The following is a 17724-nucleotide window of genomic DNA, read 5'->3' as shown; positions in this document are numbered from 1 at the left end:
AAGCCGCCCGTTTTTTTGTTTCCTCGCAGATTCCGGCATGAACTCGCCGAGGCTGCCCAGATGTCATGTGCCGGCCTTCAGCGGCCCTGTCGACAGAACGGCTGCGCACCCTGGGGCAGGGTTAACCACCTGATCCAAAACAAAATATTTCAGGCAGCTACGCGCGGCTGCGCGCCCTTAGCCCGCGAGACAGGAATAGTGATCCCGCGCTCGCCTGCGCTTGCGCCGCCCAACAGCCCGATTTTTGCTCCGGTGTTGACAGTTTTTGTTCTAGCATGGTGTCTGTAACCCCTTGGTCGCGCCTTTGCGGGCAATGCGGCAATCGTCCGTGACAGGCACAGGAACAGCATATGGTCGAGCACTCTTGCCCCGTTCACTCCCGCGCAGCGGCGCCAGCCGGAGGGCACGCCAGCGCGATGCGGCACTTCGTGGTGCTTGCGTTGGTCATGGTGCTGTTGATGGCAAAACAGGCTGGCGCGCAGGGCGCAACGCAGCAGGTCAGGTTGCAAAGCACCGCTTCCGACCGCGCGGTGCTGACCGCCCGCCTGCATCGCCCCAATACCCGCGGGCCAGTGCCCGCCGTGGTCCTCATGCACGGTTGCGGCGGCTGGCAGCCCGAAGTGCTGGCTTCGCTGGAAGCCTACGCGCGCTTTATCAGCAGCAATGGCTTTGTGGTGCTCAACCTCGACAGCTTCAGCACCCGCAACCGGGCCGGCGGGCGGGTGTGCGGCAGCCTGGGCGAATTGTCCCGCGCGCGCGACTACCGCACGCATGATGCCTTTGCCGCGCTCCAGTTCCTGCGCAACCAGTCCTTTGTCGATGCCGAAAACGTCTTTCTCGTCGGTCAGAGCAATGGCGGCAGCGTCGCCCTGATCTCGGCGCTGTCGCGCACCGCCAGCCGCTTTGGCGGCGAGGGATTCCGCGGCGTGGTGGCGCTTTACCCCTGGTGCGGCGCTGCCGGGGGCACGCGGCTTGATCTGCATTCCCCGGTGCTTGTTCTGGGTGGTGGGCGGGACGACTGGGTTCCCCCCGACCAGTGCAGCCGGTTCCGTGGCCGTGGACAGGAACTTTCGGTCACGATTTACCCGCACGCGGCGCATTCCTTTGATCTGAGAATCCCGATCCAGCGATACATGGGCAATCTGGTGGGCTACAACCCGCAGGCGGCCGCCGCTACCCGGACAGAGATGCTGGCATTCTTCCGTCGCCACATCGCCGATGGCCGGACTGCCATGCGCTGAACGCGCACGAGGTTGCCGGGGCTCGGCCCCGATGTCAGTTCCCTGTTTGAGCCCGATCTCGACCGCGAGAACCTGAGCGTACGTGCAAGCCATGTGTTGGGTGCAACCGCGCTCTCCGCGACAGCCGGCAGGCGATCACGAACAGCACGCTAATCCCATCGATCAAGCGCGGCCCGTTTCCGGAGCTTCAGGTTGCGACGTCTTTCCAGTTGTTGCTGGCAACAGAGTTCTGCGATCACCGTCTGAAAACCTCCTTTCGGTCGGCCCTGACAAGCTGAGGTCCCCTTTGCAAAGAACCCAACCAATGCCGAAGAAGCCCGCCTTTTGCGGTCTGTGCAACACGATGAAGAGCAGGGTCGCGCTGTGCGAGCAGGTCTGGCCGAGATGGCGGCCGGTCACAAAGTGGAGAGGGGGAGTCCCCGAGGGCGAATAGTGCTTGACCGACGGCCGCCATCGCGCGACCCTCTTTCAACGCGACGCAGAGACGGCGGATGCCGTTCAAGCGAGTATCGCCTCAAGCGTGCATCGCCCGATCATGCCCAAGCTGTTCTTTGTGCGGCATGGACCTTTCCCCAAAGTCAACCAAAGTTGGATATCATGGCATTTTCCGTACTCAGTTCCCTTCGTTTGGGCTTTCCCGTGGTTGCGCTGCTCGTCTCTCCGTTGTCCGCATGGGCGCTCGACGCCACTGCGAATACACGGCTGAACATTCGAGGCGGACCGGGCGTGGACAGCGCTGTGGTCGGCACTCTTGACCCCGGCGAACGGGTCGGCATCGTCGAATGCGCGGCGACCAACTGGTGCCTGATTTCACGGGATGGCGAGGAGGGTTGGGTCAGTTCAAACCTGATAGCTCCGGTGGTCGATGAAGCACCGGACAGCCATGATTGCCGGGCATTCACATTGCCTCCTGCGTGGACGGCGCTTGCAGAGAAGGGTAATGCCGTGGCGCAGTTCAATCTGGGCGTCATGTATGCCGAGGGCCTTGGCGTTGAACTCGACTTTGCCGAGGCCGTGCGCTGGTATCGTGCCGCCGCCGAACAGGGGGATGCGTGCGCACAGACCAACCTTGGCGTCATGTATGCCGAAGGCCTTGGCGTGGAGCGCGACTTCGAAGAAGCCGTACTCTGGTATCGTGCCGCCGCCGAACAGGGATACGCCCGCGCGCAGACCAACCTTGGCGTTATGTATGCCGAGGGCTTGGGCGTGGAGCTTGATTTCGAAGAGGCTGTGCGCTGGTATCGTGCCGCCGCCGAGCAGGGATACGCCCATGCGCAGACCAATCTCGGCGTTATGTATGCCGAGGGCCTTGGCGTTGAACTCGACTTCGAAGAGGCCGTGCGCTGGTATCGTGCCGCCGCCGAGCAGGGATACGTCCGCGCGCAGACTAACCTTGGCGTTATGTATGCCGAGGGCCTTGGCGTGGAGCGCGACTTTGACGAGGCCGTACGCTGGTATCGTGCCGCCGCCGAGCAGGGATACGCCCACGCGCAGACCAACCTTGGCGTGATGTATGCCGAAGGCCTTGGCGTTGAGCTCGATTTCGACGAGGCCGTACGCTGGTATCGTGACGCCGCTGAGCAGGGATACGCCCACGCGCAGACCAATCTCGGCGTGATGTATGCCGAGGGCTTGGGCGTTGAGCTCGACAGTGTCGAGGCACATATGTGGCTCGACATGGCCACTGAAAACGGTGCGACAATAGCGGTTGATCACCGTGAGAACGTTGCGCGCAGTATGACGCAAGACCAGATATCAGAGGCGCAGCGACGCTCGCAAGTCTGCATGGCATCGAACTATCAGGACTGCGACTAAGCCGTCAGTTTGGGATCGGGGTGATCAGCGCCCCTTTCCCGTAGGCAGGTGGCCGTGTTGCGCAGGGGTCAAACAGTTGGCGTCATTCACTGGGCGCGCCCATCCTAGAATCCGGTTCAATCTGCTCGAGTCGCTGAAAGCAAGCTGCGCAGCCATCGTCGAACGCTTCTCCAGCGGCTGGAAGTCTGCTCCGGGTCCAGAAGTTGGTTCTGATCCAGCAGCGTGGCTTCCGCTGCGTTCAACTCCGGTGGTTCAAATGGCACGAGGGATCTGCCATCTGATCGCAACGCTTCAATAGCGCGGATCAGGGATCCTCCGGCGCGCTCTACCTCCACTTCGAGAACAGCTTTCTTTACACCAAGGTGCTCGGCCAAGAGGTCATTCCGCAGCCCTACGATCGACCGCCCGAGGTCGAGCCTTTCTGGTCGGGTGAACCGCGTCGCTTTCGGTTTGGTTGTAATTTTCCTTTTATTAATGCTTTCGGTTTTTATCCTGACAGGCTTCCGGCCCTGTTCCAATCGCTCTCAGTTAAAACAGAGACCGAACGTGTAGGAGGTTTAGGGGCAGGCGTCCCGCCGACCATGACAGAACAGGACCACTTTGTGGGGTCAACTCAAGCCGGTTCCGTCTGACAGAGTCCGGGGCGTGCGTTGGCTAACAATGCGGCGAAAGGTGTCCCTTCAGGCTTCCAACCGACCGCCGTTGGCTAGCCTGTCACGTTGAGGGGGGAGGGCCCGTCCAGACTTGAATCGGTTCAAGACGACCGCGAAGCTTGTGTTGACCGGCAGGGCGCAGCCCGGCCTTCTCGGCCCAAGACAGAGCCTCCTGGCTGGACTGTAGAAGTGCACCGGAAAGTGCGAGGGCCGCTTGGCGCGATTTGGCGAAATCCTGCAGGCGACTGGCCGTATTGACCACGTCGCCGCTGACAGTCAACTGTTTGTGGCGCCTGCCGCCGACCACCCCGGTCTGGACGGGACCGGCATGCCCGCCCACCCGCAATCCAAGGCCGGGCCAGGTCGTGCTGGCATCAACGGCCGCGTAGAGCGCCTCTATGAAGCGCAAGGCGCGTATGGCGTCATCCGGACCGGGCTCCGGCAATCCGAAGACGACCATGGCACCATCTCCTGCGAAATGCGCAATAATCCCGCCCAACGGATCCACGGCCTCTTCGACAAGGCCATGAAACATGCGCAGAAAGTCGGCGGTGCCTTCTGGGCCGAGGTTTTCGGAATACGTGGTGAACTTCTCGACATCGACAAAGAGGACTACTGCGGGTCGAGCCCCTGCTTCGAAGCGGGGATCGGCCGCACTGGCAAGACGTTCGACGAACAACGGTGACTGGTAAAGTGCAAGGTTCGCCGCTCGGCGCCGATGCTCCAGAAGCCGCAGTCCGACGCCGGCCGCGCCCCCAAGCAGAAGGGAAAGGAGTGCCGTGGAACCGTCAAGCCACCACCCGGCGATGAACGCGGCTTGCAGCGCAGCCGCAGTTGCCGCCACCACCCCGATGGTCGTGAGGCTCGCGAGCCAAGGTCTGTCCAATCCGGCCGCGATGAAACCTGCCACAGCCACCATGAGCGCAAGTGCGACGTCCCACATCCATGCCATCGCGTCTCGGCGCAGAAAGTGTTGCGCGATCACGTTCGCCGCCAGCGTTGCATGCAGTTCGACGCCGGGAAACGCAGCATCGAATGACGTGGCATGCCGATCTCCGTACCCGGTCGCCGTCGCGCCAAGGAATACAGTCTTTCCCTTCAGGTCCGCGTCCTCGGCATTGGCAACGGAAAATGTCGGGATCGTGCCCGCCGGCCCATAGAAATTCAGGGGTATTGCGCCCTGCCTGTCCAATGCGATGGTGGTCTCTCCGATATTCATGCGCCCGCTGATACGCGACGATGGCATCCGCAGGTCAAGAGCGCCATCGACGCCTGTCAAGGTCGCGATGGCAAGCGATGGGTACCATACGATGCCGTCTGCGGTTTTCAGGGCGCGCGCTGCATCAAACCTGCGCACAGCTCCATCGGCATCATGGCGAACGATCACGTGTCCGAGGGCTGCCACACCGCGCAGCGTATCCGCCGGTCCCAAGGCAGGAAGCAGACTACCTGGATCGGAGGCGACCAAAACTGCGAAGACTCCGTCGTCGAGAACACGCAGGGGCGCGTCTGGCAATGCCTCCGCCACGCCCAGGACAGCGTCGACCCCGGACAGCGCGGCCGCAAGGTCTGCGTCGCCAACTCGCTGTTCGACCAGCAGGAAATCGAGCGCAATTGCCCGCGCACCGGCCTCGGTAGCTGCGACCACAGCGGCGGCCAGAGCCGATCGGGATGGTGGAAACGCCTCATGTCGAGCAACAGCGGTATCGTCGAAGGCGAGAATGGCGACACCGTCCGGGGGCGCCACTGGTCCGCGCCAGAGGAACCGAGCGTCAAGCAAACGCCCTTCGATGCCCTGCCAGAACGCGCTCCGATCGCCGGGATGCCAAAGGGTGATCACCAAGCTCACCAGCATCACGACCGCTCCGGTGACAAACCTTGCGTGCCGGAACCTGTTGCGCTCTACCAATCGGGACCGAGCAGCGCGCCGAACCGATCGATGCGCGCTTGCCCCCAAGGTGTGACCGGTCCGATCTCTCCCGAGGGAGTAACATCCACGCCATCACCCGGACCAAGTCGCGCATCGTCGTCATCGGTCACGACGAAAACCATGCCCGTGCGCGCAAATATTGCGCTCGCGCGGTTCTCGACCCGCATCGCCCATTGGGTGGAACGTACCGCGGCTACAGCCGAAGGCGTTCGGACCTGCACGCCGTTCTCCTCGTCGCTGGAAAAAAGGAAACCGGCGATTCCATCTATCAGACGAAGACCGAACGGCCGCGCACCTCCGTCGAGGAGACCGATCACGTCGACCTCGCTCTCAGGGCCGACGACGACATCGAGCCCACCGGAACAGGTCATCGTGATGCGCCCCCCGGCATCGGTGCGCAACTTCGCGTTACGCCCCAGTCCCAGGCCCGTCACCGCAGACCGGACACCTGCACCACGGGCAGAAACGAATGCCTGCCCCTCGACTCGCGTCACGACGCAAGTTCCGGGCGTTTGTGCAGCGGCAGGGCTAACAAGCCCGATCAGGATGCTCGCTAGAATGCCGCGCAGTAGACTTCCATGTTTCATTGTAGTCCCTCTGCAGCAGGTGACCTTTTGAGCATGGCGGGCGGGGAGCTTGAGGTCAACAACTTCAAGTTTGTCTGTTCACTGTGCCGGTCTCCGCAAGCGGATGCACTCCAACCAATATCAGCGATGGTCTGAATCAGGTGTTCTGAAAATCGATCAAGCGCCGACCAAGCTGATCTGTTGTGCGATCCGCGACTCCGAGAAAGGAGTGGACCTGTTGCGGTTTGGTGTCGCTTCTTTGACAGAGTATCGTGCCGCAAAGGAGAACACAGATGGCATCACGACCGAGGAATTCCGCACAAAAGCAGTGAGCGAAGCGTTGTCGAGGTCTCGTCCGACATTGGCAGCGCCTACACGGCGAAAGAAAGGGGCGGGCCCAGTCATGGCCACAGGCCATGACGTTGCCCGGCCACACTCGAGGTCATCACCTTGACTCCTCCATATCTCCTAAACGATCTGGTCGATCATTTCGGCGGGGTCGATCCCAGCAACAGCGACCGGCTTTTTCATCGCGTCGCGGCGGAAGGGCTCTCCCAGTTCCTGATTGATCAGCGCCTCAATCAAGGTGGTCTTACCATTCTCCAACTGATCCTTGATGGCCGTGTTCAGCGCTTCGGTCAGTTCATCCATCGTGCGCGCCACAACACCCTTCAGCCCGCAGGCCTTTGCAATGCTGGCATAGCTCACCTGTTCGTCCAGTTCAGTGCCTACGAAGTTGTCGTCGAACCAAAGGGTGGAGTTTCGCTTTTCCGCACCCCATTGGTAGTTGCGGAAGACAATTTGGGTTACGGGTGGCCATTCGCCACGACCAATGGCTGTGAGTTCGTTAACGGCAATCCCAAAGGCGCCATCGCCTGCAAAACCCACGACGGGGACGTCCGGGCAACCAATCTTGGCGCCCACGATCGCCGGGAAGCCATAGCCGCAGGGACCGAAGAGGCCCGGAGCAAGGTATTTGCGCCCGTTTTCGAATGACGGATAAGCGTTGCCGATGGCGCAGTTGTTGCCGATATCCGAGCTGATGATCGCGTCCCTGGGAAGGGCTCGCTGGATCGCGCGCCACGCTGTACGCGGGCTCATCCAATCGGGCTTGGCCGCGCGGGCGCGCTCGTTCCACGTGGTGCCGGGATCGTCGCCTTCATGGTCCATCGAGGAGAGTTGTTGTGCCCAACGCGATTTGGTTTCGGCAATCTTCGCGCGACGTTCTTCACGGCCTTCATCGCCGGCTGTATCCGCCAGTTGTGCAAGAATTCCATTGGCGACCTTTGCCGCGTCACCGACGATGCCCACCGTGACCTTCTTGGTCAGGCCAATCCGGTCAGGATTGATGTCGACCTGGATGATCTTGGCGGCGGCGGGCCAGTATTCCATGCCGTAGCCGGGCAAGGTCGAAAATGGATTCAATCGGGTTCCGAGACAGAGAACCACATCAGCGTCCCGTATCAACTCCATCGCCGCCTTCGAGCCGTTATACCCAAGCGGCCCGGCGAACAGAGGATGCGAGCCGGGGAATGCGTCGTTGTGCTGGTAGCCCACGCAGACTGGCGCATCCAGATGCTCGGCCAACATTTTACTGGCGTTGATCCCGCCCTGTGACAGAACCACCCCAGCCCCGTTGAGAATGACTGGGCTCTTCGCTCGGGACAGAAGCCTCGCCGCTTCGGCGACGGAATTTTCACCGCCAGCGGGACGCTCAAATTCGATCGCGCGCGGCAGGTCGACATCAAACACCTGCGTCCAGTAATCGCGCGGAATGTTGATCTGTGCGGGCGCTGAAAGGTGCTTGGCTTTCGATATGACGCGCGCCAGAATTTCGGCCACACGCGAGGGGTCGCGCACCTCTTCCTGGTAAGCGACCATATCCTCGAACAGTGCCATCTGCTCAACCTCCTGGAAGCCTCCCAGGCCGATCGTCTTGTTCGCGGCCTGCGGCGTGACCAGCAGAAGCGGCGTATGATTCCAGTAGGCTGTCTTGACGGGGGTCACGAAATTGGTGATGCCCGGCCCGTTCTGGGCGATCATCATGCTCATCTTGCCGGTTGCGCGGGTATAACCATCGGCCATCATCCCGGCGCTGCCTTCATGGGCACAATCCCAGAAGGTTATCCCGGCCTTCGGGAAGAGATCCGAGATCGGCATCATGGCCGAGCCGATAATGCCGAAGGCATGCTGTATGCCGTGACGTTGCAGGGTTTTGACGAAGGCCTCCTCGGTTGTCATCTTCATGGCGTTTCTTTCCTTTTCTTACGTTTGATGCTGGTGTCAGGCGCTGCGGTTCTCCACACCTGTTTTTCCTGTTTTCCAGGATGATACTCGGGGCCGTCTCGGACTGGACTCTGAGTGTGCCAGACTGACAAACGTCACCGCGCTGGAGAAGCGTCGGCCCCTGTTGGCGGACAGCGGACGACGACCGACCATCTGTTGGATCGCGCCGGTGCGGTCGGGTTTGATCAGACAGGCGCACGGCCGACAGGAGGAACGGTCAATCAAGAGGGCTTCCAATATCTGCGGCGCACCCAAAGAGCGCGGAGCAGAGGCCATACCAGAATTAGGAACGTTATGACGAAAAGCGCAAGTGCGATGGGGCGCTCGAAGAACGCGAAGAAATCACCTCGAGTCAGAAGCAACCCCTGGCGCAGGGAGTTTTCGATCATTTGGCTGAGCACCATTCCGATGACAAGCGGAGCGAGCGGGAAGCCGCCTTTTCGAAGCGCGAACCCCACAATTCCCGCTCCGAACGCGATGATCAGGTCGAGCGCATTGCCCCGCACGCCGTAGGCGCCCAGCAGGGCGACGACCATGACCATGGTCATCAACAGCGGCTCAGGTATTCGAAGTGCCCGCGTGAATGCCTGAGCGCCCAGTGCTCCCACGACGAACATCACCAGATTGACCGCTATCAAGATCACGAAGATCGCATATACAATGTCAATGTTTTCGGAGAACAGGCGCGGCCCAGGGGTAACCCCGTGAACGATCAGTGTGCCCAGCATCACTGCGGTGACCGGATCTCCGGGGATGCCCAAAGCAAGAGTTGGCACCATTACGCTTCCGGTCACGGCGTTGTTTGCGCTTTCCGAAGCGACGATTCCATCCGGTTCACCCTTGCCCATGTTCTCCCGGTTGGGTGAGGTGCGCCGCGCTTCGGAATAGCTGATGAAGGCTGCTGTGGCAGCCCCCGTGCCGGGTAGGGTTCCGACGAATGAGCCGATCGTGCAGGATTTCAGAAGTAGCCAGAGGCGTGGTTTCCATTCCCGCAACGCAGGCAGTCGAAAGCCCACTTTATGGGTGATTTCGGGCTTCGGCAAGCGGGCCTCCGACGCCCGGATAAACACCTCCGACAAGGCGAACAGGCCGACAACAGCGGGAATCAGGCTGATCCCAGCGGCCATTTGAAAGCTGCCAAAGGTGAAGCGCATGTCTCCGGTCACATGGTCTAGGCCGATCGAGGCCACGAACAGTCCCAGCACGCCCGACATCAGGCCCTTTGCCATGTTACCCTGTGAAACACTGGCGATGCAGATTAGCGCAAAGCACCCGAGCGCGAAATTCTCGATCGCCGTGAAATTGAGCGAGAAAGCCGCAAGTTGCGGAGCGGCCAAGATGAGAACTATCACAGAGAACAAGCCGCCGAGGACCGACGCCGCCGTGGCCCAGCCAATGGCGAGATCGGCCTCACCGCGCTGTGCCATCGGGAAGCCATCAAGCGCGGTGGCAGCCGCCTGCGGCGTTCCCGGCGTGTTGATGACTATGGCCGAGATCGAGCCACCATATACCGACCCGCAGTAGACCCCGAGCATCAGGGCAATGGCGGGCATCTGGCCCATGGCGAAAGTGAAGGGCAACACCATTGTAATCCCTATGACCGAGCCAAGGCCGGGCAGGACACCGACGGTCACACCTACAAGGGTGCCAATGACGATGGCCATAAGGGTTTGGACCGTGGCGATATGGTCGAGGCCCAATACAAACGCGTCCATTAGCTACTCCCGAAAGTGCCGAGGCGCAAAACACCGAAAATGCCCCGCGCCCAAATCAACGTGTATCGAACCACGGCGAGGAGGGTAAAACGATCTGAACCACGTGATCGAACAGATACCAGACAGTGACCGGGTAGACTGCGGTTATCGCGAGGATCACCCAGATTCGTCGATACCCGAGCAAGAGCGGCATCACGAAGGTGAAGACGATTGTGGACAGCAGGAAACCTGCGGCCGTTATGGCGTAGACATAGAGTCCGGTGAACAACAGTACGGATATGACTGGCAGGGCCACATCACGCGAAAGCGATAGCGGTTCCGCCTTAAGGCCGCCGAACATGACAACCAGCGAAAGCAACAGAAGGCAACTTAGCAGGATCTGTGGAAAGAAGACCGGACCCCGGCCTGCTGCCTGATATGACCCCTGGTAGACATCAGAGAATGTGTGCCAGATCAGGAACAGGGACAGGAGCGCGAAGACGGCGCCAATCAGAAATGGCAATGAGATTTTCGGCACGCGCGATCTCTTTCAGATTTCCGGAAGGGTTCGAAACTTTGCGGTTCGCAGGCGAGATACATGTGGGCGGGGAATCTGTGCCCCGCCCGCATAGCCATGGTCACTCGGCCTTCAGGCCAGCGGCCGAAAGCAGGCCATCGTTGCGTTCGAACTCGGCCCGTACGAAACTTTCGAATTCGTCTCCACCCATGTAGACCACCGGCGTGCCAAGTGACTCCATACGCTCTACGAAGGCGTCAGAGTTCACACCGGCTTCGCAGGCGGTTTCCAACTTGTCGCGAACCTCCGGATCAACACCTTTTGGCACCACGAGACCACCCCAGATGGGGAAGTTCATGTCCACACCCTGTTCGCCCGCGGTTTTCAGATCAGATGCTGTCGAGATGCGTTCATCCGACAACAGCGCGATGGATTTGACCTGATCCGCGTTGGTGGTCAGAAACGAAACGTGCGCCACGAACATATGAACCGAGCCGTCGAGCATCGCGGTGAAGGTCGGACCGCTTCCCGCGTAGGGAACATACGTGAAGTCGATACCGGCCGCATCGGCAAGTCCCAGTCCGGCAACATGAGGGATCGAGCCGATGGCCTGTACGCCGAAATTCAGGACGTCCGGATTCTCCTTTCCGAATTCGATCATGTCAGCAAGTGAGTTGAACTCCGAATCCTTGCGCACCACAATTGCCGAGGGCGCTGAGTAGGCAAGGCAGACGTAGTCGAAGCTGTCCGGCCCGTAGGGCAGGTTGCGCAGGTGCGGTTGGGTCGTCATGGGCCCGACGGGCAGCAGACCCACGGTGTAGCCGTCGTCGCGAGCGGCGGCAGTCGCGGCGGCGCCAATGGTGCCCCCCGCTCCGTCTGTGTTCTTGACCACGACCTCGGTTCCCAGGGCATCCGCCATCGGCCCGGCAAGCACGCGCGCCGTGATGTCGGTTCCGCCTCCCGCCGAAAACGGGACGACTATCGTGACAGCCCGTTCGGGAAACTCGGCCATCGCGACAGTGCCCAGGCAGATGCCGGCCACCGCAGCGGATAGCTTGAAGATATGGGATTTCATTTGATCCTCCTCCTTGTCGTGACCGCCAGCGAACGCTTTGCGCGTTCTGCTGTGTTCTGGCGGTCTGCCGCGACGATATACAGCACCCCCCGCGAACTCAAACATTTTAAAATGACATTTCAAAAATAAATTGAAATGCTATTCCAAAAAAATTTTGTTGGTGCTAACAAGGCCCGAACATTTGGACCGAGGAGGGCTCAAGATGGTCGAAAGAGCACTGTTGACTGAAGACGATATCCGCACCTATCGCGAGGACGGACTGGTGATTCCGGACTACGTGCTTCCCGACGATGTGCTGGAGAGACTCCGCGGTGCGGTGGACAAGCTGATAGCGGACCACGCCGGAATCAGGCCCGAATCCCTTTCGGGGCCGCACAATCCCTATGGTCAATCAGCCAAGCTGATGGGGAATGTCGACTTTCTGGAGTTCTGCCAGCATCCCGACATTCTGGACATGGTCGAGCAACTGATTGGGCCGGACATAATTCTCTGGGGCAGCATGCTGTTTGCCAAGCCCCCGGGAGACGGCAAGGCGGTGCCTTGGCATCAGGATGGGAAATACTGGCCGTTGGAACCGCTCGAGACAATCACGGTGCGCGTGTCGATCGATGGATCCGACCGGGACAACGGGTGCATGCAGTATATCCCGGGTTCTCACAAGTCCCGCAATCTGGAACACCACGAGGTGGAACTGCGCGAGGACATGGCCTTGGGGCAGAAAATGACCGACTTGGATACCTCCAAGGCCAAGGATTGCATCCTGAAGCCAGGTCAGATTTCTCTTCACGACGTGTATACGGTACATGGCTCCGAGCACAATCGCTCGATCAAGAGGCGCGCCGACTATGCCATCAGGTATATGCCGGCCACCACGCTCTACGATCGCAGCGAGGACCATCCTGCGACCATCTATGCCAACAAGCATTCCCCGGACATGAACTATCCCTTGCGTCCCATCTGGTTGGTTCGCGGTGAGGACAGGGCGGGGAACAATTTCAGAGCCGGCAAGCAATAGGCATTCCTGAGCGGAGAAAACGAGCGTGGTAAAAACCAACGAGATGGTCGTCCGGACTCTTGTCGAGGCCGGCGTCACACACGCCTTCACCCTGCCGGGGTTGGGCATAACCTGGACGCTGCCGGCCTTCCATGACAGTCGCGATGATCTGGAGGTTATACTGACCCGCAATGAGTGGATCGCTTCCATCATGGCGCAGGTGTACGGGAGGTTGACCGGTCGACCGGCGGTGCTGATGGGGCAGGGACCCTGGATTACGACGATCGGGGCCATAGGAATACTGGAGGCGCATTTTTCGGGGTCGCCGCTTGTTGTTCTAACCGAGACGTCCGACTACGACGGCTATGGTCAGATGGGCGTCTATCAGACCATGACAGGCGACTACGGTGGGGCCGATGCCATGGCGTCACTCAGACCGATCACGAAATACTGCACCTACGCCACGACACCATCCGAGGCGATCTATGGGACGCAGATGGCGATCAAGCATGCCTCTCTTCCGCGCACAGGGCCTGCGGCCGTGGTCATGAAGACACCGATCATCCGCGCCGAGGTGCCGGATTCACCCAAGCCCGGCCTCTATCCCGGCGCGGGGTACCAATCCTATACCCCGGCACGTCCGGATCCGGTGGCGGTCAATCGCCTGGCCAAACTGATGGATGAGGCACGCGCGCCCGTCATCGTGGCCGGGAACGGGGTACTGGCCTCGGGGGCGGGCGCGGCGCTGCAGGCATTGGCCGAATCCGCGGGGATAGGTGTTGTCACCAGCTACAATGCCAAGGGCGTGATTGCCGAGACCTCGGATGTGGCCGCCGGCATGCTCGGCACCTGGGGCCAGGCGGCCGCGAACCGTGCGCTCGCGGCGGCCGATCTCGTGGTCATGTTGGGTGCGAGCATGGGGCCTGATTACACCCGCTTTCGCGATCCGGACCTCATTCGTCCGGGGGAACAGACTCTTGTGCAGGTGGATGTTGACCCGCGCAACGCAGGCTGGGTATATCCGGTGGACCTTGCCATTACGGGCGACGTGATGGATGTGCTGGGCATGCTTGCCGATCACGGGCTGAGCGGCGCCGACAAGGATGCCCGTCTCGGGGCCTTGCGCGACATCAAGACGAAAAACGGCTATTTCGAACTCCCGGATCTGCCAGCTGCGCAGGGCTCGGTTCACCATAGCGACGTCACTCGTGCCATCCAGGAGTTCCTGGCTTCGCAGGACATGCTGGTACTTGATGCAGGGGCGAACCGCATATGGGCGACCTTCGGCCTGCGCATGCCCTATCCGGGTCAACTGCTCGTGCCCGGTGGAACAGGTGTCATGGGGTGGGGTGGCCCGGCCGCGGCGGCGGCGAAAATGGTTCACCCCGAGCGCCGTATCACCTGCCTGTCGGGCGATGGCGGTTTTCTGATGACGATTCAGGTGATTCCGACCTGTGTTCAGCAGAATCTGGATGTCGTTTTCGTGGTGAGCAACAATTCGGGACTGGGCATGGTTCGTGACAATCTCGGGGAGAAGCGCATCGCGGTGGACTTTTCCGATGTCGATTTCGTGACTGTCGCCGAGGGGCTCGGCGGAAAGGGTCTGCGCGTGTATCACAAGAGCGATATCCGCGCCGCGATCCAGGAAGGGCACCGCATGGGCGGACCCGTCGTGATCGATGTGAAGGTGGACCCGGAAGCGAGCCATCACGAGGCTGTCGATAGTGCCCCGCTCTGATCCACCGTCCGCCCCCCACGCGCCTGCGCGGGGCGGGCGTTTTCATGGTCGCAGCGCCCTGATTACCGCAGCGGGCAGTGGTATCGGTCTCGGCGCGGCGCTGCGGCTCGCGGCCGAAGGCGCGCGCGTGACCGTCTGGGATCGTGACGCGGCCGCCCTGCAAAATGCGATGGAGACTGCCGAGAGTTTGGATCTGAGCCTTTCCACTCAACGTATCGACATGACGGACACTGGCAATATCGGCCCAGCGGTGGACCGGATCGCGAAAACCGTTGGATCCATTGACATACTGGTCAACAATATTGGTGGGTCGTTGCACACTCCGTTTGCCTTTCTGGATCAGTCCGAGGAAGACTGGGCACGCGTATGGGACGTGAATGTCACCGCCTGCGTCCGGACGACCCGAGCGGTGCTGCCGCACATGGTCGCGATCGGATACGGCCGTATCATCAACATGGGCTCAAAGGCAGGGCGTTTCGGAAGCCTGTTCGCGGGTGCGAACTATGTGGCTGCCAAAGGCGCGATGCAGGCATTCACACTGCAGATCGCGCAGGAATTCGGGCCGAAGGGCATTACCTGCAACTCGCTGTGCCCTGGCGCCATATTGACACCACGCGTGGAGCGCCTTCTGTCGGAACGCCAGAGCGATGAAGAACGGGTGCGGGTGTTGCAGTCAATTCCCGTCCGCCGTCATGGCACAGTCGAAGATATCGGTGCCGCCATCGCCTATCTGGCATCCGAGGAGGCGGGCTTCGTTACCGGTGCTTCGCTCGACATAAATGGCGGGCAGGGCATGGTCATCTGAAGTCGGTCAAAACAACCCATGCCCGACGTGCTCCAGATGGCGTGCCAGAGCCACGAGTCTTGGCGCGAGTTCGTTGCGCAGTTTCTCCGCCGTGATAATCGATCGCAGCCCCCCAATGTTGAGGATATAGCTCGGTCGCGTTCCGCTTCCTTGAATGACCACACCCGCGGAGTTTGCCTCGGCGATCCATTCGCCGATCGAGAGTGCGAAACCAGCCTTTTGCGCATGGGTCAGGGCTCGGCGCATACGGTTTTCCACTTCCGGCCAGTCCGAACCGTATTTCGGTGCGATCCTCACCAGCAGAGCCTCGAGTTCGTCCTCTGGCAGCGCGGCAAGGTAGGCACGCCCCATACCTGTTGTCGCCAGCGGTATCCGCGATCCGATATCGAGCCGGATGGTCATGGACGTGGGCGAGCGACAGGACTCAACGTAGATGATTTCCGTATCGGTTGGCACGCCCAGAAACACCGAGGCTTCCGTTTCGTTCGCGAGTTCCTGCATCAGCGGGCGTGCAATCTCGCGAATACCCATCTGAGCCAGAACGTCGTAGCCCAAGGTAAGCACGGCCGGACCAAGTCGGTAGCGTGCGACATCCGGAAGATAGAGCAGGTATCCCAGTTCGGTAAGGGTAAAGGTAATTCGTGAAACGGTTGGTTTCGGTAGGCCGACCCGCTGCGATATCTCCGCATTGCCAAGAGGTCGGTTACCCGGACCAAAAGCGCGCAGAACGCTCAGGCCCCTTTCCAGCGCGGTGACGCGCCGATAGTCCGGGGTGGTATCGTCATCATCGGTCTCCATTTTACGCGACACTGTCGGAAACCTGCCTTTCAAAGAGCCTACACAGGCCGAATTCTGCAACATTCTCGGTCTAGTTGCCAGACAAACCTCCACTTGAAGGAGGTGATGGAGTGGCCTTTCAGCAGGCGTCCGCAATCCCCTTATAGTGTGCGATGGTGCGGCGCGTTCCTTCAGCCAGCGAAACTCTGTCCCATTGTTTCAGCAGGTCGCGCAGGGCGCTGTTGTCAAGGGAAGGTGGGGCTGGTCTGTGGTTGTTCGATGGGGCAATTTGCGCGTCTGGCACGACGGCATGGATCGCGGCGATAACGTCATCGGTCGAGGCTGTTTCTGTCGTAAGGTCCGTGACCACCGGTCGATCCGGGACTGTGGTCAGGCAGCGCAGGAAAATGTCCGTGACCTCGTCAACGTGTTGAAAACACATCTGCCCAGAAAACGGCATTTCATATTGCCTACCCTCGGCGGCGGCGCGCATGGCCTGCGTGATGGCCGCCGTCTCTCCAACATCGCGGCCCGGGCCATAGACCACGTTGGGCCGCAATCCGATGGAGGCGATGCCGTGGTCCAGAAAATAGACCTTGGAAATGTCCTCGCAGCACCGCTTGTAGACGCCGTAAAGATTGACCGGCGAATTCAGCGGCTCGCGTGGATGTGCGGCCACCGAACTTGTGTAGACGACATTCGCGACACCGTGCCGGCGCGCCGCCTCCAACACGTTGATATGACCGATCATATCGACTTCGGCACCCAGAACCGGATTCTCTCGGCAAGCCGGAATGACCAGCGCTGCCAAGTGCACGATGGCCGAGATGTCATGACGGCCGACCACATTCGAAACGACCGAGGGGTCGCGGATATCGCCCTGCTCGAATATCACGCCCGACTGTAAGTCCGTCGGCGAGGCAGCGACATCCAGAGCCACAACACCTGCGCCCTGCGCTTGAAGCGCTGTGATAAGTGCTCGGCCAAGGAATCCTCGCCCACCCGTTATAAGAACCCGCTCGTCAAGCATCTACACATCCTCCACCCGCTTCGCGCCGGCTGAAACAACCGCGCTCATGAGGGCAACCATCTGGGATACCACAGGTGGCGTCAAGACATTGATACTTGGTAAAAAATAACCCGTGCGGCAGGCCTCGGGGCGGTGATACTAAGTGGGGCAGGACGGCGTCGAAGCTGTGCAGTGGTCCAGCGCTTGCCATATGATCCTGAGCTTTGTGGAGGCTGGTGTGGGTTGTTATCCTTGAAATCATCACGATCAGATTTGCGCGCAACGTACGCCATTATCTTCGTTGCCGCGCGAGCGTCCGCGTCTCTGAGAGCCCGATTTGAAACTAATTGAGTGAGTTCAGCAGGTTGTGCTTCTGTTCGGTTGCAAAGCTGAACGGAGATCACGATGGCCTGGACCGAACTCACTCGCCGCCAGCATGCCCGAGCGGGTGGCAAATACGCAAGCGATTTGACAGACCCCGAATGGGCACTGATCGCGCCTTTCATGCCCGCACCCAAGACCACGGGCAGACCCCGCACGACAAGCTTGCGCGACGTGTTCGACGCGATCCTCTACATGGCGACGACCGGGTGCCAGTGGCGGATGCTGCCGAATGACTTTCCG

General features: G+C 60.6%; 15 protein-coding genes. 6 read left to right on the top strand and 9 right to left on the bottom strand.

Features of this window, described 5'->3' with window-relative positions; genetic code table 11:
• The first annotated feature begins 350 nt into the window (after positions 1-350).
• Both BMW66_RS14315 and BMW66_RS20765 read left to right on the top strand, forming a co-directional pair.
• Entirely contained in the window at positions 351-1241 is an 891-nt protein-coding gene (locus BMW66_RS14315) for a dienelactone hydrolase family protein (protein WP_093119517.1), read from the top strand.
• Positions 1242-1838: 597 nt separating this feature from the next.
• Positions 1839-3056, top strand: a complete 1218-nt coding sequence (locus BMW66_RS20765) for an SH3 domain-containing protein (protein WP_175483258.1) — start codon at positions 1839-1841, stop codon at positions 3054-3056.
• A 116-nt stretch (positions 3057-3172) separates the two neighbouring features.
• Here BMW66_RS20765 and BMW66_RS20075 read toward each other — a convergent pair whose 3' ends face one another.
• The 7 genes from BMW66_RS20075 to BMW66_RS14280 form a co-directional block, all read right to left on the bottom strand.
• Positions 3173-3574 (bottom strand): hypothetical protein, encoded by a 402-nt coding sequence (locus tag BMW66_RS20075; RefSeq protein WP_139196184.1) that lies wholly within the window; start codon positions 3572-3574, stop codon positions 3173-3175.
• 196 nt (positions 3575-3770) lie between these two features.
• On the bottom strand, positions 3771-5564 hold the full coding sequence (locus BMW66_RS14305) for a CHASE2 domain-containing protein (protein WP_093119514.1): 1794 nt from the start codon (positions 5562-5564) through the stop codon (positions 3771-3773).
• 47 nt (positions 5565-5611) lie between these two features.
• A complete protein-coding gene (locus BMW66_RS14300) occupies positions 5612-6226 on the bottom strand; it encodes a FecR domain-containing protein (RefSeq protein ID WP_093119513.1) in 615 nt (204 codons plus the stop codon).
• Positions 6227-6673: 447 nt separating this feature from the next.
• On the bottom strand, positions 6674-8452 hold the full coding sequence (gene xsc, locus BMW66_RS14295) for a sulfoacetaldehyde acetyltransferase (RefSeq protein WP_093119511.1): 1779 nt from the start codon (positions 8450-8452) through the stop codon (positions 6674-6676).
• Positions 8453-8712: 260 nt separating this feature from the next.
• Positions 8713-10155 carry a tripartite tricarboxylate transporter permease gene (locus tag BMW66_RS14290; protein ID WP_245729494.1) on the bottom strand — a complete coding sequence of 481 codons (1443 nt, stop codon included), beginning with the start codon at positions 10153-10155 and terminating at the stop codon, positions 8713-8715.
• A gap of 106 nt (positions 10156-10261) precedes the next feature.
• Positions 10262-10723, bottom strand: a complete 462-nt coding sequence (locus BMW66_RS14285) for a tripartite tricarboxylate transporter TctB family protein (RefSeq protein WP_093119508.1) — start codon at positions 10721-10723, stop codon at positions 10262-10264.
• A gap of 100 nt (positions 10724-10823) precedes the next feature.
• Positions 10824-11777, bottom strand: coding sequence for a Bug family tripartite tricarboxylate transporter substrate binding protein (locus BMW66_RS14280; protein ID WP_217639316.1), 954 nt, complete (start codon positions 11775-11777; stop codon positions 10824-10826).
• Positions 11778-11979: 202 nt separating this feature from the next.
• Between BMW66_RS14280 and BMW66_RS14275 the strand changes: the two genes are divergently transcribed.
• Genes BMW66_RS14275 through BMW66_RS14265 form a run of 3 tightly spaced genes read left to right on the top strand, consistent with a single transcriptional unit; the run spans position 11980 to position 15314 of the window.
• Positions 11980-12792 (top strand): phytanoyl-CoA dioxygenase family protein, encoded by an 813-nt coding sequence (locus tag BMW66_RS14275; protein WP_093119505.1) that lies wholly within the window; start codon positions 11980-11982, stop codon positions 12790-12792.
• A gap of 25 nt (positions 12793-12817) precedes the next feature.
• The gene (locus tag BMW66_RS14270; RefSeq protein WP_217639315.1) at positions 12818-14509 is read left to right on the top strand and encodes a thiamine pyrophosphate-binding protein; all 1692 of its coding nucleotides are present in this window, start codon (positions 12818-12820) and stop codon (positions 14507-14509) included.
• Positions 14496-15314 carry an SDR family NAD(P)-dependent oxidoreductase gene (locus tag BMW66_RS14265; RefSeq protein WP_217639314.1) on the top strand — a complete coding sequence of 273 codons (819 nt, stop codon included), beginning with the start codon at positions 14496-14498 and terminating at the stop codon, positions 15312-15314. Before BMW66_RS14270 ends, BMW66_RS14265 begins: the two co-directional genes overlap by 14 nt.
• 6 nt (positions 15315-15320) lie before the next feature.
• Here BMW66_RS14265 and BMW66_RS14260 read toward each other — a convergent pair whose 3' ends face one another.
• Both BMW66_RS14260 and BMW66_RS14255 read right to left on the bottom strand, forming a co-directional pair.
• A complete protein-coding gene (locus BMW66_RS14260) occupies positions 15321-16112 on the bottom strand; it encodes an IclR family transcriptional regulator (protein ID WP_175483257.1) in 792 nt (263 codons plus the stop codon).
• 118 nt (positions 16113-16230) lie between these two features.
• Positions 16231-17121 carry an NAD-dependent epimerase/dehydratase family protein gene (locus BMW66_RS14255; protein ID WP_093119500.1) on the bottom strand — a complete coding sequence of 297 codons (891 nt, stop codon included), beginning with the start codon at positions 17119-17121 and terminating at the stop codon, positions 16231-16233.
• Between the two features lie 384 nt (positions 17122-17505).
• On the opposite strand from BMW66_RS14255, the gene BMW66_RS14250 reads away from it, so the two are divergent.
• Positions 17506-17724: transposase (locus tag BMW66_RS14250; RefSeq protein ID WP_139196182.1), on the top strand; the 219-nt coding region annotated here is incomplete at its 3' end.

The organism is Salinihabitans flavidus, assembly GCF_900110425.1.
In the GTDB taxonomy this organism is placed as follows: Bacteria; Pseudomonadota; Alphaproteobacteria; order Rhodobacterales; family Rhodobacteraceae; genus Salinihabitans; species Salinihabitans flavidus.
The sequence above is the reverse complement of the archived record's forward strand: the minus strand, read 5'-3'. Positions and strand labels throughout refer to the sequence as shown.